Source organism: Pseudomonas sp. Leaf58 (assembly GCF_003627215.1).
Lineage (GTDB): Bacteria > Pseudomonadota > Gammaproteobacteria > Pseudomonadales > Pseudomonadaceae > Aquipseudomonas.
The window spans coordinates 1,750,682-1,770,962 of the sequence record NZ_CP032677.1; the positions used below are offsets into that span (position 1 = coordinate 1,750,682).

General features: G+C 62.8%; 18 protein-coding genes. 11 read left to right on the forward strand and 7 right to left on the reverse strand.

Translation table 11 applies throughout. From position 1 onward, the window contains the following. Positions 1–3,450, reverse strand: coding sequence for a transcription-repair coupling factor (gene mfd / locus DV532_RS08155; protein WP_056806520.1), 3,450 nt, complete (start codon positions 3,448–3,450; stop codon positions 1–3). A 167-nt stretch (positions 3,451–3,617) separates the two neighbouring features. Here mfd and DV532_RS08160 point away from each other — a divergent pair, with 167 nt between their 5' ends. The 3 genes from DV532_RS08160 (at position 3,618) to sthA (ending at position 7,868) form a co-directional block, all read left to right on the forward strand. Further along, complete coding sequence (locus tag DV532_RS08160) at positions 3,618–5,081, forward strand: glyceraldehyde-3-phosphate dehydrogenase (protein ID WP_056806523.1); 1,464 nt, start codon at positions 3,618–3,620, stop codon at positions 5,079–5,081. A gap of 192 nt (positions 5,082–5,273) precedes the next feature. Continuing rightward, entirely contained in the window at positions 5,274–6,272 is a 999-nt protein-coding gene (locus DV532_RS08165) for an FAD:protein FMN transferase (RefSeq protein ID WP_056806526.1), read from the forward strand. A gap of 201 nt (positions 6,273–6,473) precedes the next feature. Next, entirely contained in the window at positions 6,474–7,868 is a 1,395-nt protein-coding gene (gene sthA / locus DV532_RS08170) for a Si-specific NAD(P)(+) transhydrogenase (RefSeq protein WP_056806529.1), read from the forward strand. 48 nt (positions 7,869–7,916) lie between these two features. On the opposite strand, the gene DV532_RS08175 is transcribed toward sthA, so the two are convergent. Then, complete coding sequence (locus DV532_RS08175) at positions 7,917–8,633, reverse strand: glycerophosphodiester phosphodiesterase (RefSeq protein WP_056806531.1); 717 nt, start codon at positions 8,631–8,633, stop codon at positions 7,917–7,919. A gap of 31 nt (positions 8,634–8,664) precedes the next feature. Further along, positions 8,665–9,249 carry a PilZ domain-containing protein gene (locus tag DV532_RS08180; protein WP_056806534.1) on the reverse strand — a complete coding sequence of 195 codons (585 nt, stop codon included), beginning with the start codon at positions 9,247–9,249 and terminating at the stop codon, positions 8,665–8,667. Between the two features lie 93 nt (positions 9,250–9,342). Between DV532_RS08180 and DV532_RS08185 the strand changes: the two genes are divergently transcribed. The 3 genes from DV532_RS08185 to DV532_RS08195 all read left to right on the forward strand — a co-directional run bounded on the left by DV532_RS08185 (position 9,343) and on the right by DV532_RS08195 (position 12,587). Further along, the gene (locus tag DV532_RS08185) at positions 9,343–10,593 is read left to right on the forward strand and encodes a lipoprotein-releasing ABC transporter permease subunit (RefSeq protein ID WP_056806537.1); all 1,251 of its coding nucleotides are present in this window, start codon (positions 9,343–9,345) and stop codon (positions 10,591–10,593) included. Positions 10,594–10,600: 7 nt separating this feature from the next. Further along, entirely contained in the window at positions 10,601–11,284 is a 684-nt protein-coding gene (lolD, locus tag DV532_RS08190; RefSeq protein ID WP_177339555.1) for a lipoprotein-releasing ABC transporter ATP-binding protein LolD, read from the forward strand. A 61-nt stretch (positions 11,285–11,345) separates the two neighbouring features. Then, a complete protein-coding gene (locus DV532_RS08195; RefSeq protein ID WP_056806864.1) occupies positions 11,346–12,587 on the forward strand; it encodes a lipoprotein-releasing ABC transporter permease subunit in 1,242 nt (413 codons plus the stop codon). 125 nt (positions 12,588–12,712) lie between these two features. Here DV532_RS08195 and DV532_RS08200 read toward each other — a convergent pair whose 3' ends face one another. After that, on the reverse strand, positions 12,713–14,065 hold the full coding sequence (locus tag DV532_RS08200; protein WP_056806543.1) for a heavy metal sensor histidine kinase: 1,353 nt from the start codon (positions 14,063–14,065) through the stop codon (positions 12,713–12,715). Next, a complete protein-coding gene (gene cinR / locus DV532_RS08205) occupies positions 14,062–14,742 on the reverse strand; it encodes a two-component system response regulator CinR (RefSeq protein WP_056806546.1) in 681 nt (226 codons plus the stop codon). The genes DV532_RS08200 and cinR overlap by 4 nt, the downstream gene beginning before the upstream one ends. Positions 14,743–14,950: 208 nt before the next feature. On the opposite strand from cinR, the gene DV532_RS08210 reads away from it, so the two are divergent. Beyond that, positions 14,951–15,469: a plastocyanin/azurin family copper-binding protein gene (locus tag DV532_RS08210; RefSeq protein ID WP_056806549.1), complete on the forward strand. Its 519-nt coding sequence runs from the start codon at positions 14,951–14,953 to the stop codon at positions 15,467–15,469. 68 nt (positions 15,470–15,537) lie between these two features. Then, positions 15,538–16,368, forward strand: coding sequence for an NADPH-dependent 7-cyano-7-deazaguanine reductase QueF (gene queF / locus DV532_RS08215; RefSeq protein ID WP_056806552.1), 831 nt, complete (start codon positions 15,538–15,540; stop codon positions 16,366–16,368). 41 nt (positions 16,369–16,409) lie between these two features. On the opposite strand, the gene DV532_RS08220 is transcribed toward queF, so the two are convergent. Together DV532_RS08220 and DV532_RS08225 are read right to left on the reverse strand one after the other, a co-directional pair. Further along, the gene (locus DV532_RS08220) at positions 16,410–16,673 is read right to left on the reverse strand and encodes a DUF4404 family protein (protein ID WP_015269548.1); all 264 of its coding nucleotides are present in this window, start codon (positions 16,671–16,673) and stop codon (positions 16,410–16,412) included. A 122-nt stretch (positions 16,674–16,795) separates the two neighbouring features. After that, positions 16,796–17,359, reverse strand: a complete 564-nt coding sequence (locus tag DV532_RS08225; RefSeq protein WP_056806555.1) for a phosphonoacetaldehyde phosphohydrolase-related protein — start codon at positions 17,357–17,359, stop codon at positions 16,796–16,798. Between the two features lie 200 nt (positions 17,360–17,559). Here DV532_RS08225 and DV532_RS08230 point away from each other — a divergent pair, with 200 nt between their 5' ends. From DV532_RS08230 to rssC, 3 genes are all read left to right on the forward strand, one after another. Further along, on the forward strand, positions 17,560–18,267 hold the full coding sequence (locus DV532_RS08230) for a VacJ family lipoprotein (protein WP_056806559.1): 708 nt from the start codon (positions 17,560–17,562) through the stop codon (positions 18,265–18,267). A gap of 320 nt (positions 18,268–18,587) precedes the next feature. Further along, positions 18,588–19,772 (forward strand): two-component system response regulator RssB, encoded by a 1,185-nt coding sequence (gene rssB / locus DV532_RS08235; protein ID WP_056806867.1) that lies wholly within the window; start codon positions 18,588–18,590, stop codon positions 19,770–19,772. Beyond that, positions 19,769–20,251 (forward strand): anti-sigma factor antagonist RssC, encoded by a 483-nt coding sequence (rssC, locus tag DV532_RS08240; RefSeq protein ID WP_016500715.1) that lies wholly within the window; start codon positions 19,769–19,771, stop codon positions 20,249–20,251. Before rssB ends, rssC begins: the two co-directional genes overlap by 4 nt. The last annotated feature ends 30 nt before the right edge of the window (positions 20,252–20,281 follow it).

Consider the following 20,281-nt stretch of genomic DNA (forward strand, 5'->3'; position numbering starts at 1 on the left):
TTAAGCAGGCTGTGGGGTCAGGCGCTCGAACAGCGCCTCCAGGGTATTGAAGCGTTCTTCAGGGCGTTCCATCGGTACCAGGAAGCGGAACTGCGTGGCGCCTTCGAACTTGTAGCGTTTGGGCTGGCCCTGAATCAGCTTGATCAGGGTCAGCGGGTCGACTGGGGTCTCGGCCTCGAACTCGAGCTTGCCGCCGTTGGGGCCGGCGTCGACTTTCTTGATGCCGAGCTTTTCCGCGTGCAGCTTGAGCGACGTCAGGCGCATCAGGTTTTTGGTCGGCTCGGGCAGCAGGCCGAAGCGGTCGATCATCTCGACCTGCAGGTCCTTGAGGCCTTCTTCATCGGCGGCTGAGGCAATGCGTTTGTACAGGATCAGCCGTGCATGCACGTCGGGCAGGTAGTCCTCGGGGATCAGGGCCGGCAGGCGCAGGTTGATTTCCGGGCCGCCGCCCAGCGGCTGTTCAAGATTAGGTTGGGTGCCCTTGCGGATGGCCTTGACCGCGCGCTCGAGCATTTCCATGTACAGGGTGAAGCCCACCGCCTGGATCTGCCCGCTCTGGCCTTCGCCCAGCAGCTCGCCGGCACCACGGATTTCCAGGTCGTTGGTGGCTAGCACGAAGCCGGCACCGAGGTCCTGGGTGTTGGCAATCGCCTCCAGGCGCTTTTCGGCGTCGGCGCTAACCTTCTGTCGGGTTGGCGTCAGCAAGTAGGCGTAGGCCTGGTGGTGGCTACGGCCGACCCGGCCGCGCAGCTGGTGCAGTTGGGCCAGGCCAAACTTGTCGGCGCGCTCGATGACGATGGTGTTGGCGCTGGGCACGTCGATGCCGGTTTCGATGATGGTCGAGGCCACCAGCACATTGAAGCGCTTGTGGTAAAAGTCGCTCATCACTTGTTCCAGTTCGCGCTCGCGCATCTGCCCGTGGCCGATGCCGATACGCGCCTCGGGCACCAGTTCGGCAAGGTCGGCGGCGCATTTTTCGATGGTTTTCACGTCGTTGTGCAGGTAGTACACCTGGCCACCGCGCAGCAGCTCACGCAGCAGCGCCTCCTTGACCGTGCTCTGGTTCTGCTCCATGACGAAGGTGCGTACCGACAAGCGGCGCGCCGGTGGCGTGGCAATGATCGACAGGTCGCGCATGCCCGCCACTGCCATGTTCAGCGTACGCGGGATTGGCGTGGCGGTGAGCGTAAGGATGTCCACCTCGCTGCGCAGGGCCTTGAGCTGCTCCTTCTGGCGCACGCCAAAGCGGTGTTCTTCGTCGATGATGGCCAGGCCCAGGTCTTTGAAGCGCACATCGTCCTGCAGCAGCTTGTGGGTGCCGATAAGGATGTCGATCTTGCCTTCAGCCAGGTCTGCGGCGGCGGCGGCCACTTCCTTGGCCGACTTGAAGCGGCTCATCACTTCCACCGTCACCGGCCAGTCGGCGAAGCGGTCGCGGAAGCTGTTGTAATGCTGCTGGGCGAGCAAGGTGGTGGGCACCAGCACAGCCACCTGGCGGCCGCTGTGCACAGCAATGAACGCTGCGCGCATCGCCACTTCGGTCTTGCCAAAACCGACGTCGCCGCACACCAGGCGGTCCATTGGCTTGGGCGCCAGCATGTCGGCACGCACCGCTTCGATAGCCGCTTGCTGGTCGGGGGTTTCCTCGAACGGGAAGCCAGCACTGAAGGTGGCGTAGTCGGCAGACGGGTCGGCAAATGCATAACCCTTGCGCGCGGCGCGGCGGGCATAAATGTCGAGCAGTTCGGCAGCCACATCGCGCACCTGTTCGGCGGCCTTGCGCTTGGCCTTCTGCCAAGCCTCCGAGCCCAGCCGGTGCAGCGGTGCCAGGGCATCGTCGCTACCGGTGTAGCGGGCGATCAGGTGCAGGTTGGCCACCGGCACGTACAGCTTGGCGTTTTCGGCGTATTCCAGGGTGAGGAACTCGGCGGCCTGGCCTTCGATTTCCAAGGTGGCGAGGCCCAGGTAGCGGCCCACGCCGTGGTCGATGTGCACCACCGGCGCGCCTTCGCGCAGCTCGGTGAGGTTCTTGATTACCGCGTCGTTGGCGGTTTCACCACGCTTGTCGCGGCGGCGGCGCTGCATGACGCGCTGGCCGAACAGCGGGCTTTCGGCAACCAGGGCAATGGCCGGGTCGTCCAGCAGCAGGCCGTCGTCCAGCGGGGCGATGGTGATCGCCAGGCGTTCGCTGCCGGTGATGAAGTCGGCCCAGCCGTCGACGGTGTGCGGGCGCAGTTTCAGCCGTTCGAGCAGTTCCAGCAGCACTTCACGGCGGCCCGCCGATTCGGCGGTAAACAGCACGCGGCCAGGGAACTGATCGAGGAAGTTGGCTAGCTCGGCCAGCGGCTGGTTGGCCTTGGCTTCGATCGCCAGGTTAGGCAGCGCGCGTGCCGGAAAGCGTTCGCGGCCAGCACCCGGGTCGAGGTCGTCGGTGCTGACGACCACCCGTGGCCATTGCTTGAGCCGGGCGAAGCAGTCTTCGACCGGCAGGAACAGTTCAGCCGGTGGCAGCAGCGGCCGGCTCAGGTCGCCGCGGCGGTCTTCATAACGCCCGCGCACGTCGTTCCAGAAGTGCTCGGCGGCCTGTTCCACGCCAGGCAGCGAGAACACCTGGGTGTCAGCGGGCAGGTAGTCGAACAGGGTCGAGGTTTCTTCGAAGAACAGCGGCAGGTAGTACTCGATGCCCGCGGGGATGATACCGCTGGCCAGGTCCTGGAAGATTGCGCTGCGGCGGAAGTCGACGTCGAAGCGTTCGCGAAAACGCGCCTTGAAGCGGGTCACTTCCTCTTTCTGCATCGGGAACTCGCGCGCCGGCAGCAGGCGCACCGAGTCAACCTTGTCGATCGAGCGCTGGGTTTCGGGGTCGAAGGTGCGCAGGGTCTCGATCTCGTCATCGAACAGGTCGATACGGTAAGGCAGCTTGCTGCCCATCGGGAACAAGTCGATCAAGGCACCGCGCACGGCGAATTCGCCATGCTCGTAGACGGTATCGACGCAGCGATAGCCGCTGGCTTCCAGGCGCAGGCGCATTTGTTCCACGTCGATGGTCTGGCCCACGTCCAGCACCAGGCTGCTGCCCAGCAGAAAGCGGGTTGGCGCCAGGCGGTGCAAGGCGGTGGTAATCGGCACCACGAGGATGCCGTGGCTCAGTTCCGGCAGGCGGTACAGGCTGGCGATGCGCTGGGAAATGATGTCCTGGTGCGGCGAGAACAGGTCGTAGGGCAGGGTTTCCCAATCGGGAAACGGCAGCACCGGCAGGTCCGGGGCAAAGAAGCGAAGTTCCTGTTCCAGACGATCGGCAGCCTGGCTGTCGGCGGTCAGCAGCAGGGTGAACCGGCCCGCGCTGCTGGCGGCTTCGGCGATGGCCAGGCTGAGGGCGGCACCGGGCAAGTTGCCCCAGGTGTGTTTGCCGGCCGTGGCCGACATTTGCGGTAGGCGCAGAACTGACACGGGAGATTGCACTCCAAGCGTTGCGGCAAAGAGACCGATTGTACCGGTGACGGTGCCGGCTGTCAGGCTCGAAAGGGCATGAACGCTGGCTTGCATGGTCGCGACAGGCGCTCATTGCCGGTTACGCATTGGGGCGTCATAATGTAGCCCCTTTTTTCTGTCCCTACATGTGGAAGGTTCCCGTGACTCAGAAGCCCGACCAGTGTCTTGGTGAGTGGATCGATCGTGAAGCCCTGGCTGAAGCGATGATCCCGCTTATCGGTCAGCTCTACCGCAACAACAACGTGGTGAGCTCGATTTATGGCCGTAGCCTGATCAACCGTTCGGTTATCTCGATCCTCAAGGCGCACCGCTTTGCGCGTCATCGTCAAGCCGACGAAACCGAACTGTCCGTCCACGAGACATTCCCCCTGCTCAAGGCCATGAGCGAGCTGAAACTGGGCGCCGCTTCGGTCGACCTGGGCAAGCTGGCTAACAAGTTCAAGCAGGAAGGCAATGGCCGTACTGCCGAGCAATTCGTCCGTGAAGAGCTGGCCGAAGTGGTTGGCCAGCAGAACGCTTCGGCGCGCAAAGGCACCGACGTTGTCCTGTACGGCTTCGGCCGCATCGGCCGCCTGCTGGCGCGCATCCTGATCGAGAAAACCGGTGGTGGCGATGGCCTGCGCCTGCGCGCCATCGTGGTGCGCAAAGGCGCCGAGAACGACCTGGTCAAGCGTGCCAGCCTGCTGCGCCGTGACTCGGTGCACGGCCCGTTCGATGGCACCATCACCATCGACGAAGCCAACAACACCATTACTGCCAACGGCAACCTGATCCAGGTTATCTACGCCAAGAGCCCGAGCGAAGTCGACTACACCCAGTACGGCATCGACAATGCGCTGATCGTCGACAACACCGGTGTATGGCGTGACGCCGACGGCCTGGGCCAGCACCTGGCCTGCCCGGGCGCTGCCCGCGTGATCCTCACCGCACCTGGCAAGGGCGCGCTGAAGAACATCGTGCACGGTATCAACCACGGTGACATCGCAGCCGATGACAAGATCATCTCGGCCGCATCCTGCACCACCAACGCCATTGTGCCGGTGCTCAAGGCCATCAACGACCAGTACGGCATCGTTAACGGCCACGTCGAAACCGTTCACTCGTTCACCAACGACCAGAACCTGATCGACAACTTCCACAAGGGCAGCCGCCGTGGCCGTGCCGCGCCGCTGAACATGGTAATCACCGAAACCGGCGCCGCCACTGCTGCCGCCAAAGCGCTGCCAGTGCTGAAGGGCAAGCTGACCGGCAATGCCATTCGCGTACCTACGCCGAACGTTTCGATGGCCATCCTGAACCTGAACCTGGAAAAGGCCACCACCCGCGAAGAAATCAACGAGTACCTGCGCCAAACCGCCATGCACTCGGAACTGCACAAGCAGATCGACTACGTTGCTTCGCAAGAAGTGGTTTCGACCGACTTCGTTGGCTCGCGCCACGCCGGTGTGGTTGACGCTGAAGCGACCATCGCCAACGACAACCGCGTTGTTCTGTACGTTTGGTACGACAACGAATTCGGTTACAGCTGCCAGGTGGTTCGTGTGATGGAAGACATGGCTGGTGTGAACCCGCCAGCGTTTCCACGCTGATTTGCTTGTAAGGCTATGAAAAAACGGGAACCTTCGGGTTCCCGTTTTTTTTGCCTGATCAGCGGGTCGGGCATTTACTGTGTCTGTACTGGCCCTTTCGCGGGCACGCCCGCTCCCACAGGGTATGTGCACGTCCCTGTGGGAGCGGGCGTGCCCGCGAAAGGGCCGGTACAGACAATCGAGATCTCGATAGTGCGCGCATTCCTTTGTTTCTTGCTGATGCTCCTGACTGCCTGCAACCAGGGCCCCACCCTGGAACGCCTGGGTGGCCCGGCCATGGGCAGCAGCTACAGCATCCAGTACGTGCGCGAGCCTGGCGGCCCGGCGCCGGCCCAGGTACAGGTGGCGGTCGACAGCATCCTGCACGACATCGACCTGCACTACTCGACCTACCGTGGTGACTCTACCGTCAGCCGCTTCAACCAATTGCCCGCCAACCAGTGCCTGGCCCTGCCGGCCGACATGCTTGAGCTGGTCAACCTTGGCCAGCACCTTGCTGAGCAAAGCGACGGTGCCTTCGACCTCACCGTGGAGCCGTTGCTCGACCTGTGGGGCTTCGGCCCCCAGGCCCGCCACGAGCAGGTGCCCGACCCGCAGGCCCTGGCCCAGGTACGCCAGCGCGTGGGTTATCGGCATTTGCGCGTCGAGGGCCAGGCCTTGTGCAAGGACGCCCCGGTGCAGCTCGACTTCAACAGCATCGCCGCCGGCCATGCCGTCGACCTGATCGCTGCGCGCCTGCGCGCCATGGGGATTGCCAGTTTTATCGCCGAAGCCACCGGCGAGCTCAAGGCCGTGGGCCGCAAGCCCGATGGCAGCCCCTGGCGCATTGCCCTGGAACTGCCTCGCGAAGACCGCCAAATCGCCCGCCAGGTCATCCCGGTGAATGGCTTTTCAGTATCAACCTCGGGTGACTATCGGCACTATTTCGAGGAGAATGGCCGGCGCTATTCGCACACCTTCGATGCCCGCCAAGGGCGCCCGGTCGAACACGACCTGGCCGCCGTCACTGTGCTCGACGCCTCGGCGCTGCAGGCCGATGGCTATTCGACGTTACTGTTGATCCTCGGCCCTGAGCGCGGCTGGGCTTTTGCCGTGGCGCAGGGTTTGGCCGCGGTATTGGTGACTCGGGCCGAAGGTGGCTTCGTCTCCCGAGCTACGCCCGCATTCGAACGGGCAGTGAAAGGCGAGTGAAAGCACAAGCAGGGATGATTGCCGCCAGGGAATGGTTCTACATGTAGTGCGGGCAAAATTGGCCTACGACGCGACCAAGGGTTAATGTGCGCGGCGTTCAGGCTTGATTAGACTGCACCCGAATTTTCTCATGACGCCCCGGCGGCATGATCGCGCCCCGCGAGCGACCGTGGCTTGCGGGCCAGTTCTGAAGGAGTACGCATGGCTGTCTACAACTACGACGTAGTGGTGCTGGGTTCCGGCCCGGCCGGTGAAGGCGCGGCAATGAACGCCGCCAAAGCAGGGCGCAAGGTGGCGATGGTCGATAGCCGTCGTCAGGTCGGGGGCAACTGCACCCACCTGGGCACCATCCCGTCCAAGGCACTGCGTCACTCGGTGCGGCAGATCATGCAGTTCAACACCAACCCGATGTTTCGTGCCATCGGTGAGCCGCGCTGGTTCTCGTTCCCCGATGTACTGAAAAGCGCCGAGAAGGTCATCGCCAAGCAGGTCGCATCGCGTACCGGCTACTACGCCCGTAACCGCGTCGACCTGTTCTTTGGCACCGGCAGTTTCGCCGACGAGCAAACCGTCGAAGTGGTTTGCCCGAACGGTGTGGTGGAAAAGCTCAACGCCAAGCACATCATCATTGCAACCGGCTCGCGCCCGTACCGCCCAGCCGACATCGACTTCCACCACCCGCGCGTCTACGACAGCGACACCATCCTCAGCCTCAGCCACACCCCGCGCAAGCTGATCGTGTACGGTGCCGGCGTGATTGGTTGCGAATACGCCTCGATCTTCAGCGGCCTGGGCGTGCTGGTGGAACTGGTCGACAACCGTGGCCAGCTGCTGAGCTTCCTGGACTCGGAAATTTCCCAGGCGCTGAGCTACCACTTCAGCAACAACAACATCACCGTGCGCCATAACGAAGAGTATGAGCGTGTCGAAGGCCTGGACAACGGGGTGATCCTGCACCTGAAGTCGGGCAAGAAAATCAAGGCTGACGCCTTGCTGTGGTGCAACGGCCGTACCGGCAACACCGACAAGCTGGGCCTGGAAAACATCGGCATCAAGGTTAACAGCCGTGGTCAGATCGAGGTCGACGAGGCCTACCGCACCAGCGTGCCGAACATCTACGGCGCGGGCGACGTGATCGGCTGGCCAAGCCTGGCCAGTGCTGCCCATGACCAAGGCCGTTCGGCCGCTGGTAGCATCGTTGACAATGGCAGCTGGCGCTTCGTCAACGACGTGCCGACCGGTATCTACACCATTCCGGAGATCAGCTCGATCGGCCGCAACGAGCAGGAACTGACCCAGGCCAAGGTGCCGTACGAAGTGGGCAAGGCCTTCTTCAAGGGTATGGCTCGTGCACAGATCGCTGGCGAGCCGCAGGGCATGCTGAAGATCCTGTTCCACCGCGAAACCCTGGAAATCCTGGGCGTGCACTGCTTCGGTTACCAGGCTTCGGAGATTGTTCACATCGGCCAGGCGATCATGAACCAGCCGGGTGAGCAGAACAATCTGAAGTACTTCGTCAACACCACGTTCAACTACCCGACCATGGCCGAAGCTTATCGGGTAGCTGCCTACGACGGCCTGAACCGGCTTTTTTGAGCGGCTCCGACCGGTGGCCTGAGCCGGTCGGAGAGACCGATTTCAACCCTACCCGAGGGTGGTCTTGGCCAAACCGGGAAAGTCTGTAATCAGGCTGTCCACGCCAAAGTCAGCGAGCCGGCGCATCAGTGCCGGTTCGTTGACCGTCCACACCGACACGTGCAAACCCTGGGCCTGTGCTTTGAGCAGGCGCTCGGGGGTGCACAGCGTCCAGTTCAAAGCCAGCAGCTCGCAGCCGTAGTTTTGTGCCACCTTCAACGGGTCGAGCCAGGCGTATTCGGCTACCAGCCCGCGTTTCACGTCCGGCACCAGTTCCTGCGCGGCACCGAGTACTTCACGTGAGCTGGAAGTGATGGTCACCTTGTCCAGCAGGCCGTACTGCTGGGCCAGTTCGCGGATCGCCAGCACGGTGGTGGCAGCGCGGGTGCGCGAGGCGCTTTTCACTTCCAGCTGCCAGTGCTCGAACTGGCACTTTTCGAACAGCTCTTCCAGTTTCGGGATAGGGCAGGGTTGTACGTGGCCTGGGCCGCCCTTGCGGGCATCGAACGTTACCAGCTCGGCGGCCGAGTGCTCGACCACTTTGCCGCGTTTGCCGGTGGTGCGCTTGAGGGTGGGGTCGTGGATCACCATCAGCTCGTTGTCGGACGACAGGTGCAGGTCCAGCTCGCAGCAGGTTACGCCATGGGCCAGGCATTGCTGAAAGCTTTTCAGGGTGTTTTCGGGTGCTTCGCCCTTGGCGCCGCGATGGCCGTAGATCAGGGTCACGTTCGTTCCTTCAAATCAGAGTGAAATGGGCTCAGGAGGCGGGGTCGTTCTGTTCCAGCTGCTGGCGCCGTTGTTGTTGCTGGCGCTGCAGAATGTAGCGGGCCAGCAGTTGACGCTGGGCGTCGGTCATGTCGATGAATTCGGTGCCTACTTCAAAGCCGCCCCCTGGGCGCGGGTCGCAATGGCTGACTTTGCCGCGCAGCAGTAGGCCATGGGCGCGCGGCATCAGCACCATTTTCACTTTCACTCGCGTGCCAGGGGCAACCTGGGTGGCTTGCACAAACTCGATGCCGCCCTCGGAAATGACCACCAACTGGGGCTGGCCCACTTCGCCGAGCAAGGTCTGGGCAACGACTGCGCTAAGCAGGTCGAGGCGTTTGTTCTGTGCCCGCAGGAAGGCGGCGAGGGTGCGGTCTTTTTCGCTTAGCTGGCGCAACAGGTGCTGCGACTCGAAGTCGGACAGGTGCAGTTCGCTGAGCAGGTTGAACAGTGGCGAATCATCTTGCAACACATCTGGGTCGAGGGCTTCGGCCGCGCTGAGGGGGCTGATTTGAAGTGCGATCTGATCTTCGATGCGGTAGTATTCGCGGCGATCTTCTTCGTCTAATGTCGTCATGGCGAACCCAAGGTAGCGGCGGTGGTCCGAGTGTAAAGCCGCCGTAGGCGCCTCGCCACAAGGACGTTCCCTTTCATCCGAACAAGCCCCGACATGTTCAGACCTCTTTTCGCATTCATCGGCACGCGTTATACCCGTGCCAAACGTCGCAATCACTTCGTCTCGTTCATTTCCCTGACCTCGATGATCGGCCTCGCCCTGGGCGTGGTGGTGATGATCGTGGTGCTGTCGGTCATGAACGGTTTCGACCACGAGATGCGCACCCGCGTATTAGGCATGGTCCCCCATGCCACGCTGGAGAGCGGTCAGCCCATTGCTAACTGGCCGGCCCTTGCCCAACAAGTAAAGCAGAATCCGCAGGTGGTGGCGGTTGCGCCCTTCACCCAGATGCAGGGCCTGCTGACCCATGATGGCAAGGTGCAGAAGGTGCTGCTCAATGGCATCGACCCGGCCCGCGAGCGCGAAGTGTCGATCATCGACAAGTTCGTCCTGCAAGGCCGCCTCGACCAACTGGCGCCGGGCGAGTGGGGCATCATGATCGGTGACAAGGCCGCCGCCAAACTGGGCGTAGCCATCGGCGACAAGCTCACCTTTGTCGCCCCCGAGGTCAGCGTGACCCCGGCCGGTATGTTCCCGCGCATGAAGCGCTTTACCGTGGTCGGCACCTTTCACGTCGGCGCGGGCGAGATCGACGGCTACCTGGGCCTGACCAACATCAGCGACCTGTCCCGCTTGCACCGCTGGAAGCCCGACCAGGTGCAGGGCCTGCGCCTGAAGTTCGACGACCTGTTCCAGGCGCCACGGGTGGCCTGGAGCATCGCCCAGCAGTTGGGTGACCAGGAGTTCTACAGCCGCGACTGGACCCGCACCCACGGCAACCTGTACCAGGCAATCCGCATGGAGAAGGCCATGATTGGCCTGCTGTTGTTGCTGATCGTCGCGGTGGCGGCGTTCAACATCATTTCCACCCTGGTGATGGTGGTCAACGACAAGCGCGGCGACATTGCCATCCTGCGTACCCTGGGCGCCACGCCCGGGCAGGTCATGCTCATCTTCATGGTCCAAGGCACGGTGATCGGGGTGATCGGTACCCTGATCGGCGCCGTGGTCGGGGTGGTCGCTGCGCTGAACGTGAGTGCGGCGATCGCCGGCATCGAGAAACTGATCGGGCACAAGTTCCTCAACGCCGATGTGTATTTCATCGATTACCTGCCGTCGCAAATCCAGGCCCAGGACGTGTACATGGTCTGTGGTGCGGCACTGGTTCTGAGTTTCTTCGCCACCCTGTACCCAGCTTGGCGTGCGGCCCGCACCCAGCCTGCAGAGGCGCTACGTTATGAGTGAGTCGCGCATGAGTGATAAAGCCGTTCTGAGTTGCCGCAACCTGGGCAAGTCCTACGACGAGGGCCCGGAATCGGTGCAGGTGCTGTCCGGCCTCAACCTTGAGCTGCACGCCGGTGAGCGTATTGCCATTGTCGGTAGTTCGGGCTCGGGCAAGAGCACGTTGCTCAACCTGTTGGGCGGCCTCGACCGGCCGAGCCAAGGCAGCGTTTGGCTGGCGGGTGAAGAACTGTCGGCGCTGGGTGAACGCGCCCGCGGCCTGCTGCGCAACCGTGAGCTGGGCTTTGTCTATCAGTTCCACCACTTGCTGCCGGAATTTACCGCTATCGAGAACGTGTGCATGCCCCTGCTGATCGGCCGCACGCCGATCCCCGAGGCGCGTGAACGTGCCGAAGCGCTGCTCAAGCGCGTGGGCCTGGGCCACCGGCTCAACCACAAACCGGCCGAGCTGTCTGGCGGTGAGCGTCAGCGAGTGGCGATTGCCCGGGCCTTGGTCAACCGCCCTGGCCTGGTGATGCTCGACGAGCCGACCGGCAACCTCGACCACCATACCGCCCAGGGTATCCAGGAATTGATGCAGGAATTGTCCAGCGCATCGCGCACGGCGTTCCTGGTGGTCACCCACGACCTCAACCTGGCGCGTCAGATGGACCGTGTATTGAAGCTCGACGACGGCCACCTGGTGGCGATCTGATCGACTGCACGGGGTGGCAGGTGCCGCCCCGTTTTCCTGTTTTCATTGGGTGTTTTCGTACATGTTCAGACCCTTGCCCATCTTCATTGGCGCGCGCTACACCCGAGCCAAGCGCCGCAACCACTTCATTTCGTTCATTTCGATGACTTCGATGATCGGCCTGTCGCTGGGCGTGCTGGCGATGATCGTGGTGCTGTCGGTGATGAACGGCTTCCAGCGCGAAATGAGCTCGCGCATCCTCGGCCTGGTGCCGCATGCGGCGATTCTGGGCGTGCAGCCGCTGGACGACTGGCGCAAGGTGGCCGACGCCGCCATGCGCAACCCGGCAGTGATGGCGGTGGCGCCGATTACCGAGATGGAGGGCATGCTCTCGTACAAGGGGGCAATGCAGCCGATCCAGGTGGGTGGTATCGACCCGGCCGAGGAGGGCAAGGTCTCGATCGTTGGCCAGCATATCGTCCAGGGCCGCTTGCAAGACCTGCAAGCGGGGGAGTTCGGGGTGGTCATCGGCGAACTCACTGCACGGCGCTTCCGCCTCAATACTGGCGACAAGCTGACCTTGATCGTGCCGGAAATCAGCAAGGAGCCGGGCGGCATCACCCCGCGCATGCAGCGCCTGACCGTGGTCGGTATCTTCAAGGTTGGCGCCGAGCTGGATGGTTCGCAGGCTTACATTCACGTGGCCGATGCCGCTGAGATGCAGCGTTGGGCGCCGGGCCAGGTGCAGGGCGTGCGCCTGAAACTGCACGACCTGTATGCCGCGCCGCAGGTGTCCAAGGCCATCGCCGGCGGGCTGGGCGATGCTTACCGCGCCGATGACTGGTCGCACACCCAGGGCAGCCTGTTCAGCGCCATGAAGATGGAAAAGACCATGATCGGCCTGCTGCTGATGATGATCATCGCGGTGGCGGCGTTCAACATCATCGCCACCTTGGTGATGGTGGTGAACGACAAGGGGCCGGACATCGCCATCCTGCGCACCTTGGGCGCCACCCCGGCGCAGATCATGGGCACGTTCATGGTCCAGGGCAGCCTGATTGGGGTGGTCGGCACGCTGATTGGGGGGGGGCTGGGCGTGATTGCGGCATTCAATGTCAGCCAGATCGTCGGCTGGCTGGAGCAGGTGAGCGGGCAGCACATCTTTACCTCTGATGTGTACTTCGTCAGCAGCTTGCCGTCGCAGTTGCAGTGGGGTGATGTAGCGATCATCTGCACCGCTGGGCTGGTGATGAGCTTCCTGGCGACCATCTACCCAGCTTACCGGGCATCGCAGGTGCAGCCGGCGATTGGCTTGGCTGTCTGATGCTTGCTTCAGGTTATTGAGGGGCCCTGTGGGAGCGGGTTGCCTGCGAAGAATCCGACGCGGTGCATGGCACCGGCTTTGCCGATGTTCGCGGGTAAACCCGCTCCTACAGGGAGCTTGCCGTCTTACCGTGCTTCGGTGAATTCGATCTCGAACCGTGTCCACCCATCCGCACATTCCGCCCGAATACGCCCGCCATGGGCCTGCACGATCGAGCGGGTAATCGCCAGTCCCAATCCCGCATGCTCGCTACTGCCTTCTCGCCGTGCCGGGTCCACCCGGTAGAAGCGGTCGAACAACCGCGGTAATGCGGCCGGGTCGATGGGGGCACCGGTATTGGCCACACTAATTTTCGGCCCCGGCGCTAGCGTCACCCGTATCTGCCCCCCCCCCGGGGTAAAGCGCAAGGCGTTGTCGAGCAGGTTGGACAGCGCCCGGCGCAGCATATGCTGGTCGCCCTGCAGCAGCGCCTCACCCTCGCGCAACATCTGCACAGCGTTGTCTTCGGCCAGCGGCGCGTAGTACTCCAGCAGCGCATCCACCTCCTCATGCAGCGCCAGCGGCGCTTGCCCAGGCACCAGCAGGCCGTGGTCGGCCTTGGCCAGGAACAACATGTCGTTGATCATCTGCGCCATCCATTGCAGTTCCTCCAGGTTGCCATGCAGCGCCTCGCGGTACTCCTCAAGGCTGCGCGGGCGTGTGAGGGTGACTTGGGTGTGGGTTAGCAGGTTGGACAGCGGCGTGCGCAGTTCGTGGGCGATGTCGGCAGAGAAGGCCGACAGGCGCTGGAAGGCATCGTCCAGGCGCTGCAGCATGGCGTTCATGGCGGTTGCCAGTTCGGCCAGCTCTTCTGGCATCTGCGCCACCGGCAGGCGCGTGGTCAGCGAGCGCGCCGACACGCTGGCTGCCACCTCGCCCATCTGCCGCAAAGGGCGCAGCCCGCGGCGTGCGGCCCAGGCGCCGAGCAGTGCGGTGGCCAGCGCCGACAAGCCGACGGTCAGCCAGATCAGGCGCTGCATGCCTTGCAGAAAGTGCTGGTGGTGGGTGATATCAAGGTACAGGGCCAGCTGCGGTGCCTGCGAGCTGCCTGGCGCCAGTTGCACGGCCAGGCTGCGGTAGTCGGTGCCTTGCGCATGCAGGGTCGCCAGCCCGGCGGGCAGTGGCGCCTTGGGCAGGCCCGTGCGGCTTTCGAACCAGTTGGTGCCGTCGCTGCCGCTGATGCGCAGGGCCAGGTCGGCCTGGTGGCTGAATGCTTCGCGCAGGGCGGGCAAGTGTGCCTGCAGCTCAGCCGGAGTGGTGATGCCGGCCAGCTGGGCACGCAGCAGCGAGAGGCGCGATTCCAGCAGTTGTTGGTCCAGTTCAACGAAGTGCTGCTCGCTGGCCCGATTGAACAGCAGGCCGGCGCTGAGGGAGACAGCGGCGGTGCAAGCGGCGAATAGCAGGGCCAGGCGGCTGCCGAGCGATACCCGGCGCATCATTCTGTGCGCTCTTCGAGTACATAGCCCATGCCGCGCACAGTGTGGATCAGCTTGTTGGGGTGCGGGTCGTCGATTTTCAGGCGCAGGCGGCGGATCGCCACCTCGATCACATTGGTGTCGCTGTCAAAATTCATGTCCCACACTTGCGAGGCGATTAGCGACTTGGGCAGCACCTCGCCCTGGCGGCGCAGCAACAGTTCGAGCAGGGCGAACTCCTTGGCGGTCAGGTCGATACGCTGGCCGGCGCGTTCGGCGCGGCGGCGCATCAGGTCCAAGCGCAGGTCGGCCAGGCCCAGGGTGGTGTCCTGGCTGGGGCTGGTGCCCCGACGCAGCAGGCTGCGCACCCGGGCCAGCAGTTCGGAAAAGGCGAACGGCTTGACCAGGTAATCATCGGCGCCCAGCTCCAGGCCGTGCACCCGGTCCTCGACGGCATCGCGGGCGGTGAGGAACAGCACCGGCGTATCCAGCCCGGCTTGGCGCACGGCTTGCAGGATCTGCCAACCGTTACGGCCGGGCAACATCACGTCGAGGATCAACAGGTCGTGGTCGCCGGTCAGGGCGAGGAACTGGCCGGTCTCGCCATCGGTGGCCAGCTCGGTGGCAAAGCCGGCCTCGCTCAGGCCCTGGCTCAGGTACTGGCCGGTGCGGGTCTGGTCTTCGACGATCAGCAGTTTCATGTGTGTACCATGATGTCAGGAGTAGTGCGGTCTGTGGATTTTGAACAACACAGTTGTCCCTACGGGTCGGCCACGGGGCTTTGGCTGAAATGATACGTGACCCTGTGCCGGCTCGGCCAAGCTGACAAAGTTGTAATCTGCCTGTCAGGTAGCTGCCAGTCGCCGCTGAATAAGGTGGTCTCATCCCGTTGTGTATGCCGGAGTCATCATGAAACGCCTGTTCATCGCCGCCGCCCTTACCCTGGCCAGCCTGCCGAGCTTTGCCGGCGCAGCGCAAACCTTCGCCTTTGGCGAGCCGGCGCCTGCGGCCAAGGCCTCGCGCACGGTCAATGTGGTGCTCAAAGACATCGCCTTCGAGCCCAAGAACCTGCACGTGAAGGCCGGCGAGACGGTGCGCTTCGTGCTGGTCAACGAAGGCAAGCTGCCCCACGAATTCAACCTGGGCGACAAGGCCATGCATGCCGAACACCAGAAGGAAATGCTCGCCATGCAGGGCAAGATGTTCACTGCGGGCATGAATCACGAAGGCATGAACCACGAAGGCATGGATCATGGCCAGATGATGGGCCACGGCCACGGCCACGGTGCTGGCAACACCGTGCTGGTGATGCCTGGCCAGCGCGCCGAGCTGACCTGGGCCTTCCGCACATCCGCACCCATCGAGTTTGCCTGCAACGTGCCGGGGCATTACCAGGCCGGCATGGTCGGGGTACTGACCATCGAGTGACATGCGCTCCAAGGTGGGGTGCAAAACCGGTAGACTAGGGGTTATTTCGAACCTTCAGGTCAGTTTCCATGCATCCCGCTGCCGAACACTCCCCGCTGGGCAAGTCCAGCGAATACATCGCCACCTATTCCCCGGAGCTGCTGTTCCCGATCCCGCGTACCGCCAAGTGGGCCGAGCTGGGTGTTACCGCCCAAACCTTGCCCTGGCAAGGCGTGGATTACTGGAACTGCTTTGAGCTGAGCTGGCTGCTGCCGTCGGGCAAGCCGGTGGTGGCGATCGGGCAGTTCGCTATCCCGGCCGATTCGCCCAATATCATCGAGTCGAAGTCGTTCAAGCTTTACCTCAACTCGCTGAACCAGACGGTGTTCGCCTCGTGGGGCGAGCTGCAGGCGTGCCTGGAGAAAGACCTGTCCGCTGCCGCCGGCAAGCCCGTTGGCGTGCAGTTGCGCACCTTGGCCGAGGTCGAAGCGCAGGGCGTAGTGGCCTTGCCGGGGCAATGCATCGACGCGCTGGAGGTTGCCATTAGCAACTACGAGCAGCCGCAGCCAGAACTGCTGCGCTGCGATCCGGAGCGGGTGGTGGAAGAAACTTTGCACAGCCACTTGCTGAAGTCCAACTGCCCGGTCACCGGCCAGCCGGACTGGGGCAGTGTGGTGGTCGAGTACAAGGGCAGGGCGCTGGACGCTGCCAGCCTGCTGACCTACCTGATCAGCTTTCGCCAGCATGCCGACTTCCATGAGCAGTGTGTGGAGCGGATCTACCTGGACTTGAAAAACGTGCTGCAGCCGGAGCATTTGACGGTGTATGCGCGCTATGTGCGCCGGGGTGGGCTGGATATCAACCCGTACCGTAGCACCGCGGCCATCAGCCCGGATAACAAGCGCCTGGTTCGGCAATAACGTGCAAATTGGGTGGGGGCGCCAAGCCCCCCCCAGCTTGTTCAGATCCCCATGCTGTGCAGCGAGTTGGCAATGCTGCGCAAGGTGGCGGTGAGGTCTGGGTGGTCGGCCTCGAAGCGTTCGATTGCCAGGTTCACCCCATCCACCAGGTTATGGTCCGGCGTGGCTTCCTCAAGCTTGAGTTGCGCCTCGATCTGGCGTGCTTCTTCGTGCAGTGCAGCCAGCTCTTCATCCGAAAGTGGCACGTTGCGGTCCAGTTGCTCGCGCAAGCTGTTCAGGCGCTCTTGCAATTCGCGGGCAGGCATTGGCATTTCTCCATCAATGGCTTGGCAAGCCATGGACCTCAGCGAAGCGGCAAAGGTTCTGGCTTGCCTTCAGCGTAATCCACCTGCCGCTGCTTTGCATGATCCGCGTCAAAGGTGCTGTATCAGGGTTTTTCGCCCTTGCGTCGGCGCAGGGCGATGTCCTGCAGGCAGGTGTCCAGCGCCTCCAAGTGGTCGATCACCGAATGCACCCCCAGGCTGAACAACTCCAGCGTCGCCTTGCCGCGGGCCAGGTCCTGCTCCTGCGGGGTCATGGCTTGCCATTGCCGCGAGCTGTGGTCGCAGAATGGGCTGCAGGCGGCTAGCCCCACTGTCCACAGCCCTGCGTTAAGGCCGGACTGCAGCAGGCGTGGGTCGCCGCTGACCAGCACGCAGCCCTCCAGGCGTTCGCTGTCCAGCGTCATCAGGGCCTGCCAGCAGGCGTTCGGTGCCGGCCAGCGCACGCCGTTCACCGAGTGCCCTGGTAACCAGTCGGGCAGCACGTGCGCCAGGCGCTTGCTTTGGCTGCTATTGAGGTCATCCAGCCAAATGCACGGCACTTGGCGTTGGCGCAGGCTGGCGAGGGTGGCCAGTGCGCCTGGGGCGGGCGAGGGGGCGCCGTTGGTGGCCTGTACCAGGCAGCCGCGCAAACCAAACAGCACAGCGGTGAAGGCGGGTGCAGCGTCCATGGCAACTTCCCTCAAATAGTCCGCAGGCTAGGCTGCGATTGTTACCAGGCTGTGACAGCGGGCACCGCGCAACAGTTGTTCACAAAATATTGAGCACTGATGTGTAAAGCTGTTTATCAGCCCGCAAGCCTCTATACTGCCGCCGTACGGCAGCGCACCCCGTGGCGCTTGCGGCCGAGAAATTCTATGGAGAAACACCTATGCGTAGGATCGGTGCCAGTGTGATCGAACGAGTCACCCAGGCCTGTGTCTGCGCCAGCATGCTGCTGGCGCCCGTGGCAGCCACCCAGGCAGCCACCGAGGAAGATCCCTGGGAAGCGGTCAACCGCCCGATCTTCCGCTTCAACGATACCGTCGACACCTATGCCCTCAAGCCTTTGGCCAAGGGCTACCAGGCGGTTACCCCACAGTTCCTCGAAGATGGCATTCACAACATCTTCCGCAATCTGGGCGATGTGACCAACCTGGCCAACAACCTGTTGCAGTTCAAACCTCATGCGGCGGGCGTGGACACGGCGCGGCTGATCGTCAACACCACCTTCGGCCTGGGCGGTTTCTTCGACGTGGGCACCAAGATGGGCCTGCAACGCAACGACGAAGACTTCGGCCAGACCCTGGGCTACTGGGGCGTGCCGAGTGGGCCGTACGTGGTCATCCCACTGCTGGGCCCAAGCACTGTGCGCGATGGCGTGGCCAAGTACCCGGACACCTACACCGAACCCTACCGTTATATCGACCATGTGCCGACGCGCAACTCGATCTTCGCGCTGGACATCATCGACACGCGCGCCAACTTGCTGTCGGCCGAGAAGCTGATCCAGGGCGACAAGTACATCTTCATTCGCAACGCCTACCTGCAAAACCGCGAGTTCAAGGTCAAGGATGGCGAGGTTGAAGACGACTTCTGATCAGCTCATGTGCTGTAGCTGAAATGGGGGGCTGCTGCGCAGCCCTTCGCGGCGCATCCTTCCTATCGGTTTGCGCCGGTCGGCTTTCTTATAACTCCCAGTGATTTGCCCGGTAAAGTGCGCCGCGGTCGACCGCTGCATGCTTGAAACGCCTGCCGGATGGGAGTACCGTCTGCGCCTTACAAGGTACCTCTGACAGTTGCCGGGCAGGTGTTCTTGTCCTACAACTCAAGTAGAGTGTGACCACAAAGAATTCCCGTAGCTGGCCGTCTGCCTTGCCGACACCGCTGCACCAACCTAAATCGGCGCCGTTCGCCCACATGCAGAAAACCAGTGCAACGCTGCTGATCATCGATGACGACGACGTGGTCCGTGCGAGCCTCGCCGCCTATCTTGAAGACAGTGGTTTCAGCGTCCTCCAGGCCGGTAATGGCCAGCAGGGGCTTCAGGTCTTCGAAGAACACCAGCCCGACCTCGTGATCTGCGATCTGCGCATGCCGCAGATGGGCGGCCTCGAACTGATCCGCCAGGTCAGCGAGCGCGCCCCGCAGTTGCCGGTGATCGTGGTGTCCGGTGCCGGCGTCATGAGCGATGCGGTAGAAGCGTTGCGCCTGGGCGCCGCCGATTACCTGATCAAGCCGCTGGAAGACCTGGCCGTCCTCGAACACTCGGTGCGCCGCGCGCTCGACCGCTCGCGCCTGGTGCTGGAAAACCAGCGCTACCGCGACAAGCTCGAAGCCGCCAACCGCGAACTGGAGGCCAGCCTGCACCTGTTGCAGGAGGACCAGACCGCCGGTCGCCAAGTACAGATGAACATGCTGCCGGAAAGCCCCTGGGTGGTCGGTGAGTTCGCCTTCGAGCACCAGATCATCCCGTCACTGTACCTGTCGGGTGATTTTGCCGATTACTTCCGAGTGGACGACCGGCGCATCGCGTTCTACCTCGCCGATGTCTCCGGGCATGGCGCATCGTCGGCGTTCGTGACCGTGCTGTTGAAGTTCATGACCACGCGGCTGTTGTTTGAATTCAAGCGTGGTAGCAAGATGCGCGAGTTCAAGCCGTCGCAGGTGCTCAGCCATATCAACCGCGGGCTGATCAACTGCAAGCTGGGCAAGCATGTGACCATGGTCGGCGGGGTGATCGACGAAGACACCGGCCTGCTGACCTACGCCGTTGGCGGCCATTTGCCGTTGCCGGTGTTGCACACCCCCGAGCACACTCGCTACCTCGAAGGCCGCGGCTTGCCGGTGGGGCTGTTCGACGAAGCCACCTACCAAGACCTGGTAGTGGAGCTGCCGCCGCAGTTCAGTCTCAGCCTGATGTCCGATGGCATTCTGGACCTTTTGCCGGGTGGTACGCTCAAAGATAAAGAAACCGCCTTGCCGGAAATCGTCAGGGCAGCAGGTGGCAGCCTGGATGGGCTGCGTCAACGATTTGGATTGGCTACGCTTGGGGAGATGCCGGATGATATCGCCCTATTGGTGTTGAGCAGGAACCTTCAATGAGTACCGGTAGAATTCAGTTCGCCGAGCAGAGTGGTACCTTCGTACTGAAATTTGTCGGTGAAGTGCGCCTGACCCTATGTTCGGCGCTGGATGCAACGATCGAGAAGATTTTCACTGCGCTGAACTTCTCGGCGATTGTCATCGACTTGACCGAAACCGAGAGCATCGACAGCACCACTTTGGGGCTGCTAGCCAAACTGTCGATTCTGTCGCGCCAGAAGGTAGGCTTGCTGCCGACTGTGGTTACCACCAACCCGGATATTTCCCGGTTGTTGCAGTCGATGGGCTTCGATCAGGTGTTCAATATTGTTGATCGGCCAATTCCGTGCCCGGAGTGCCTGACCGACCTGCCGTCACAGGACCAGAACGAAGAGGTGGTGCGCTCCAAGGTATTGGAGGCGCACAAAATCCTGATGGGCTTGAACGACTCCAACCGTGAAGCCTTCCATGACCTGGTCAATGCGCTGGAGCGCACCTGAGCGCTAGCCGGGGCTGGCCTTTTCGCGGGC

What these genes read in the sequence shown, in the direction of transcription:
- DV532_RS08160 (WP_056806523.1), top strand. Translation starts at nt 3,618, where the DNA reads ATGTGGAAGGTTCCCGTGACTCAGAAGCCCGACCAGTGTCTTGGTGAG.
- sthA (WP_056806529.1), top strand. Translation starts at nt 6,474, where the DNA reads ATGGCTGTCTACAACTACGACGTAGTGGTGCTGGGTTCCGGCCCGGCC.
- DV532_RS08180 (WP_056806534.1), bottom strand. Translation starts at nt 9,249, where the DNA reads ATGACGACATTAGACGAAGAAGATCGCCGCGAATACTACCGCATCGAA.
- DV532_RS08185 (WP_056806537.1), top strand. Translation starts at nt 9,343, where the DNA reads ATGTTCAGACCTCTTTTCGCATTCATCGGCACGCGTTATACCCGTGCC.
- lolD (WP_177339555.1), top strand. Translation starts at nt 10,601, where the DNA reads ATGAGTGATAAAGCCGTTCTGAGTTGCCGCAACCTGGGCAAGTCCTAC.
- DV532_RS08195 (WP_056806864.1), top strand. Translation starts at nt 11,346, where the DNA reads ATGTTCAGACCCTTGCCCATCTTCATTGGCGCGCGCTACACCCGAGCC.
- DV532_RS08200 (WP_056806543.1), bottom strand. Translation starts at nt 14,065, where the DNA reads ATGATGCGCCGGGTATCGCTCGGCAGCCGCCTGGCCCTGCTATTCGCC.
- cinR (WP_056806546.1), bottom strand. Translation starts at nt 14,742, where the DNA reads ATGAAACTGCTGATCGTCGAAGACCAGACCCGCACCGGCCAGTACCTG.
- DV532_RS08210 (WP_056806549.1), top strand. Translation starts at nt 14,951, where the DNA reads ATGAAACGCCTGTTCATCGCCGCCGCCCTTACCCTGGCCAGCCTGCCG.
- queF (WP_056806552.1), top strand. Translation starts at nt 15,538, where the DNA reads ATGCATCCCGCTGCCGAACACTCCCCGCTGGGCAAGTCCAGCGAATAC.
- DV532_RS08220 (WP_015269548.1), bottom strand. Translation starts at nt 16,673, where the DNA reads ATGCCTGCCCGCGAATTGCAAGAGCGCCTGAACAGCTTGCGCGAGCAA.
- DV532_RS08225 (WP_056806555.1), bottom strand. Translation starts at nt 17,359, where the DNA reads ATGGACGCTGCACCCGCCTTCACCGCTGTGCTGTTTGGTTTGCGCGGC.
- DV532_RS08230 (WP_056806559.1), top strand. Translation starts at nt 17,560, where the DNA reads ATGCGTAGGATCGGTGCCAGTGTGATCGAACGAGTCACCCAGGCCTGT.
- rssB (WP_056806867.1), top strand. Translation starts at nt 18,588, where the DNA reads ATGCAGAAAACCAGTGCAACGCTGCTGATCATCGATGACGACGACGTG.
- rssC (WP_016500715.1), top strand. Translation starts at nt 19,769, where the DNA reads ATGAGTACCGGTAGAATTCAGTTCGCCGAGCAGAGTGGTACCTTCGTA.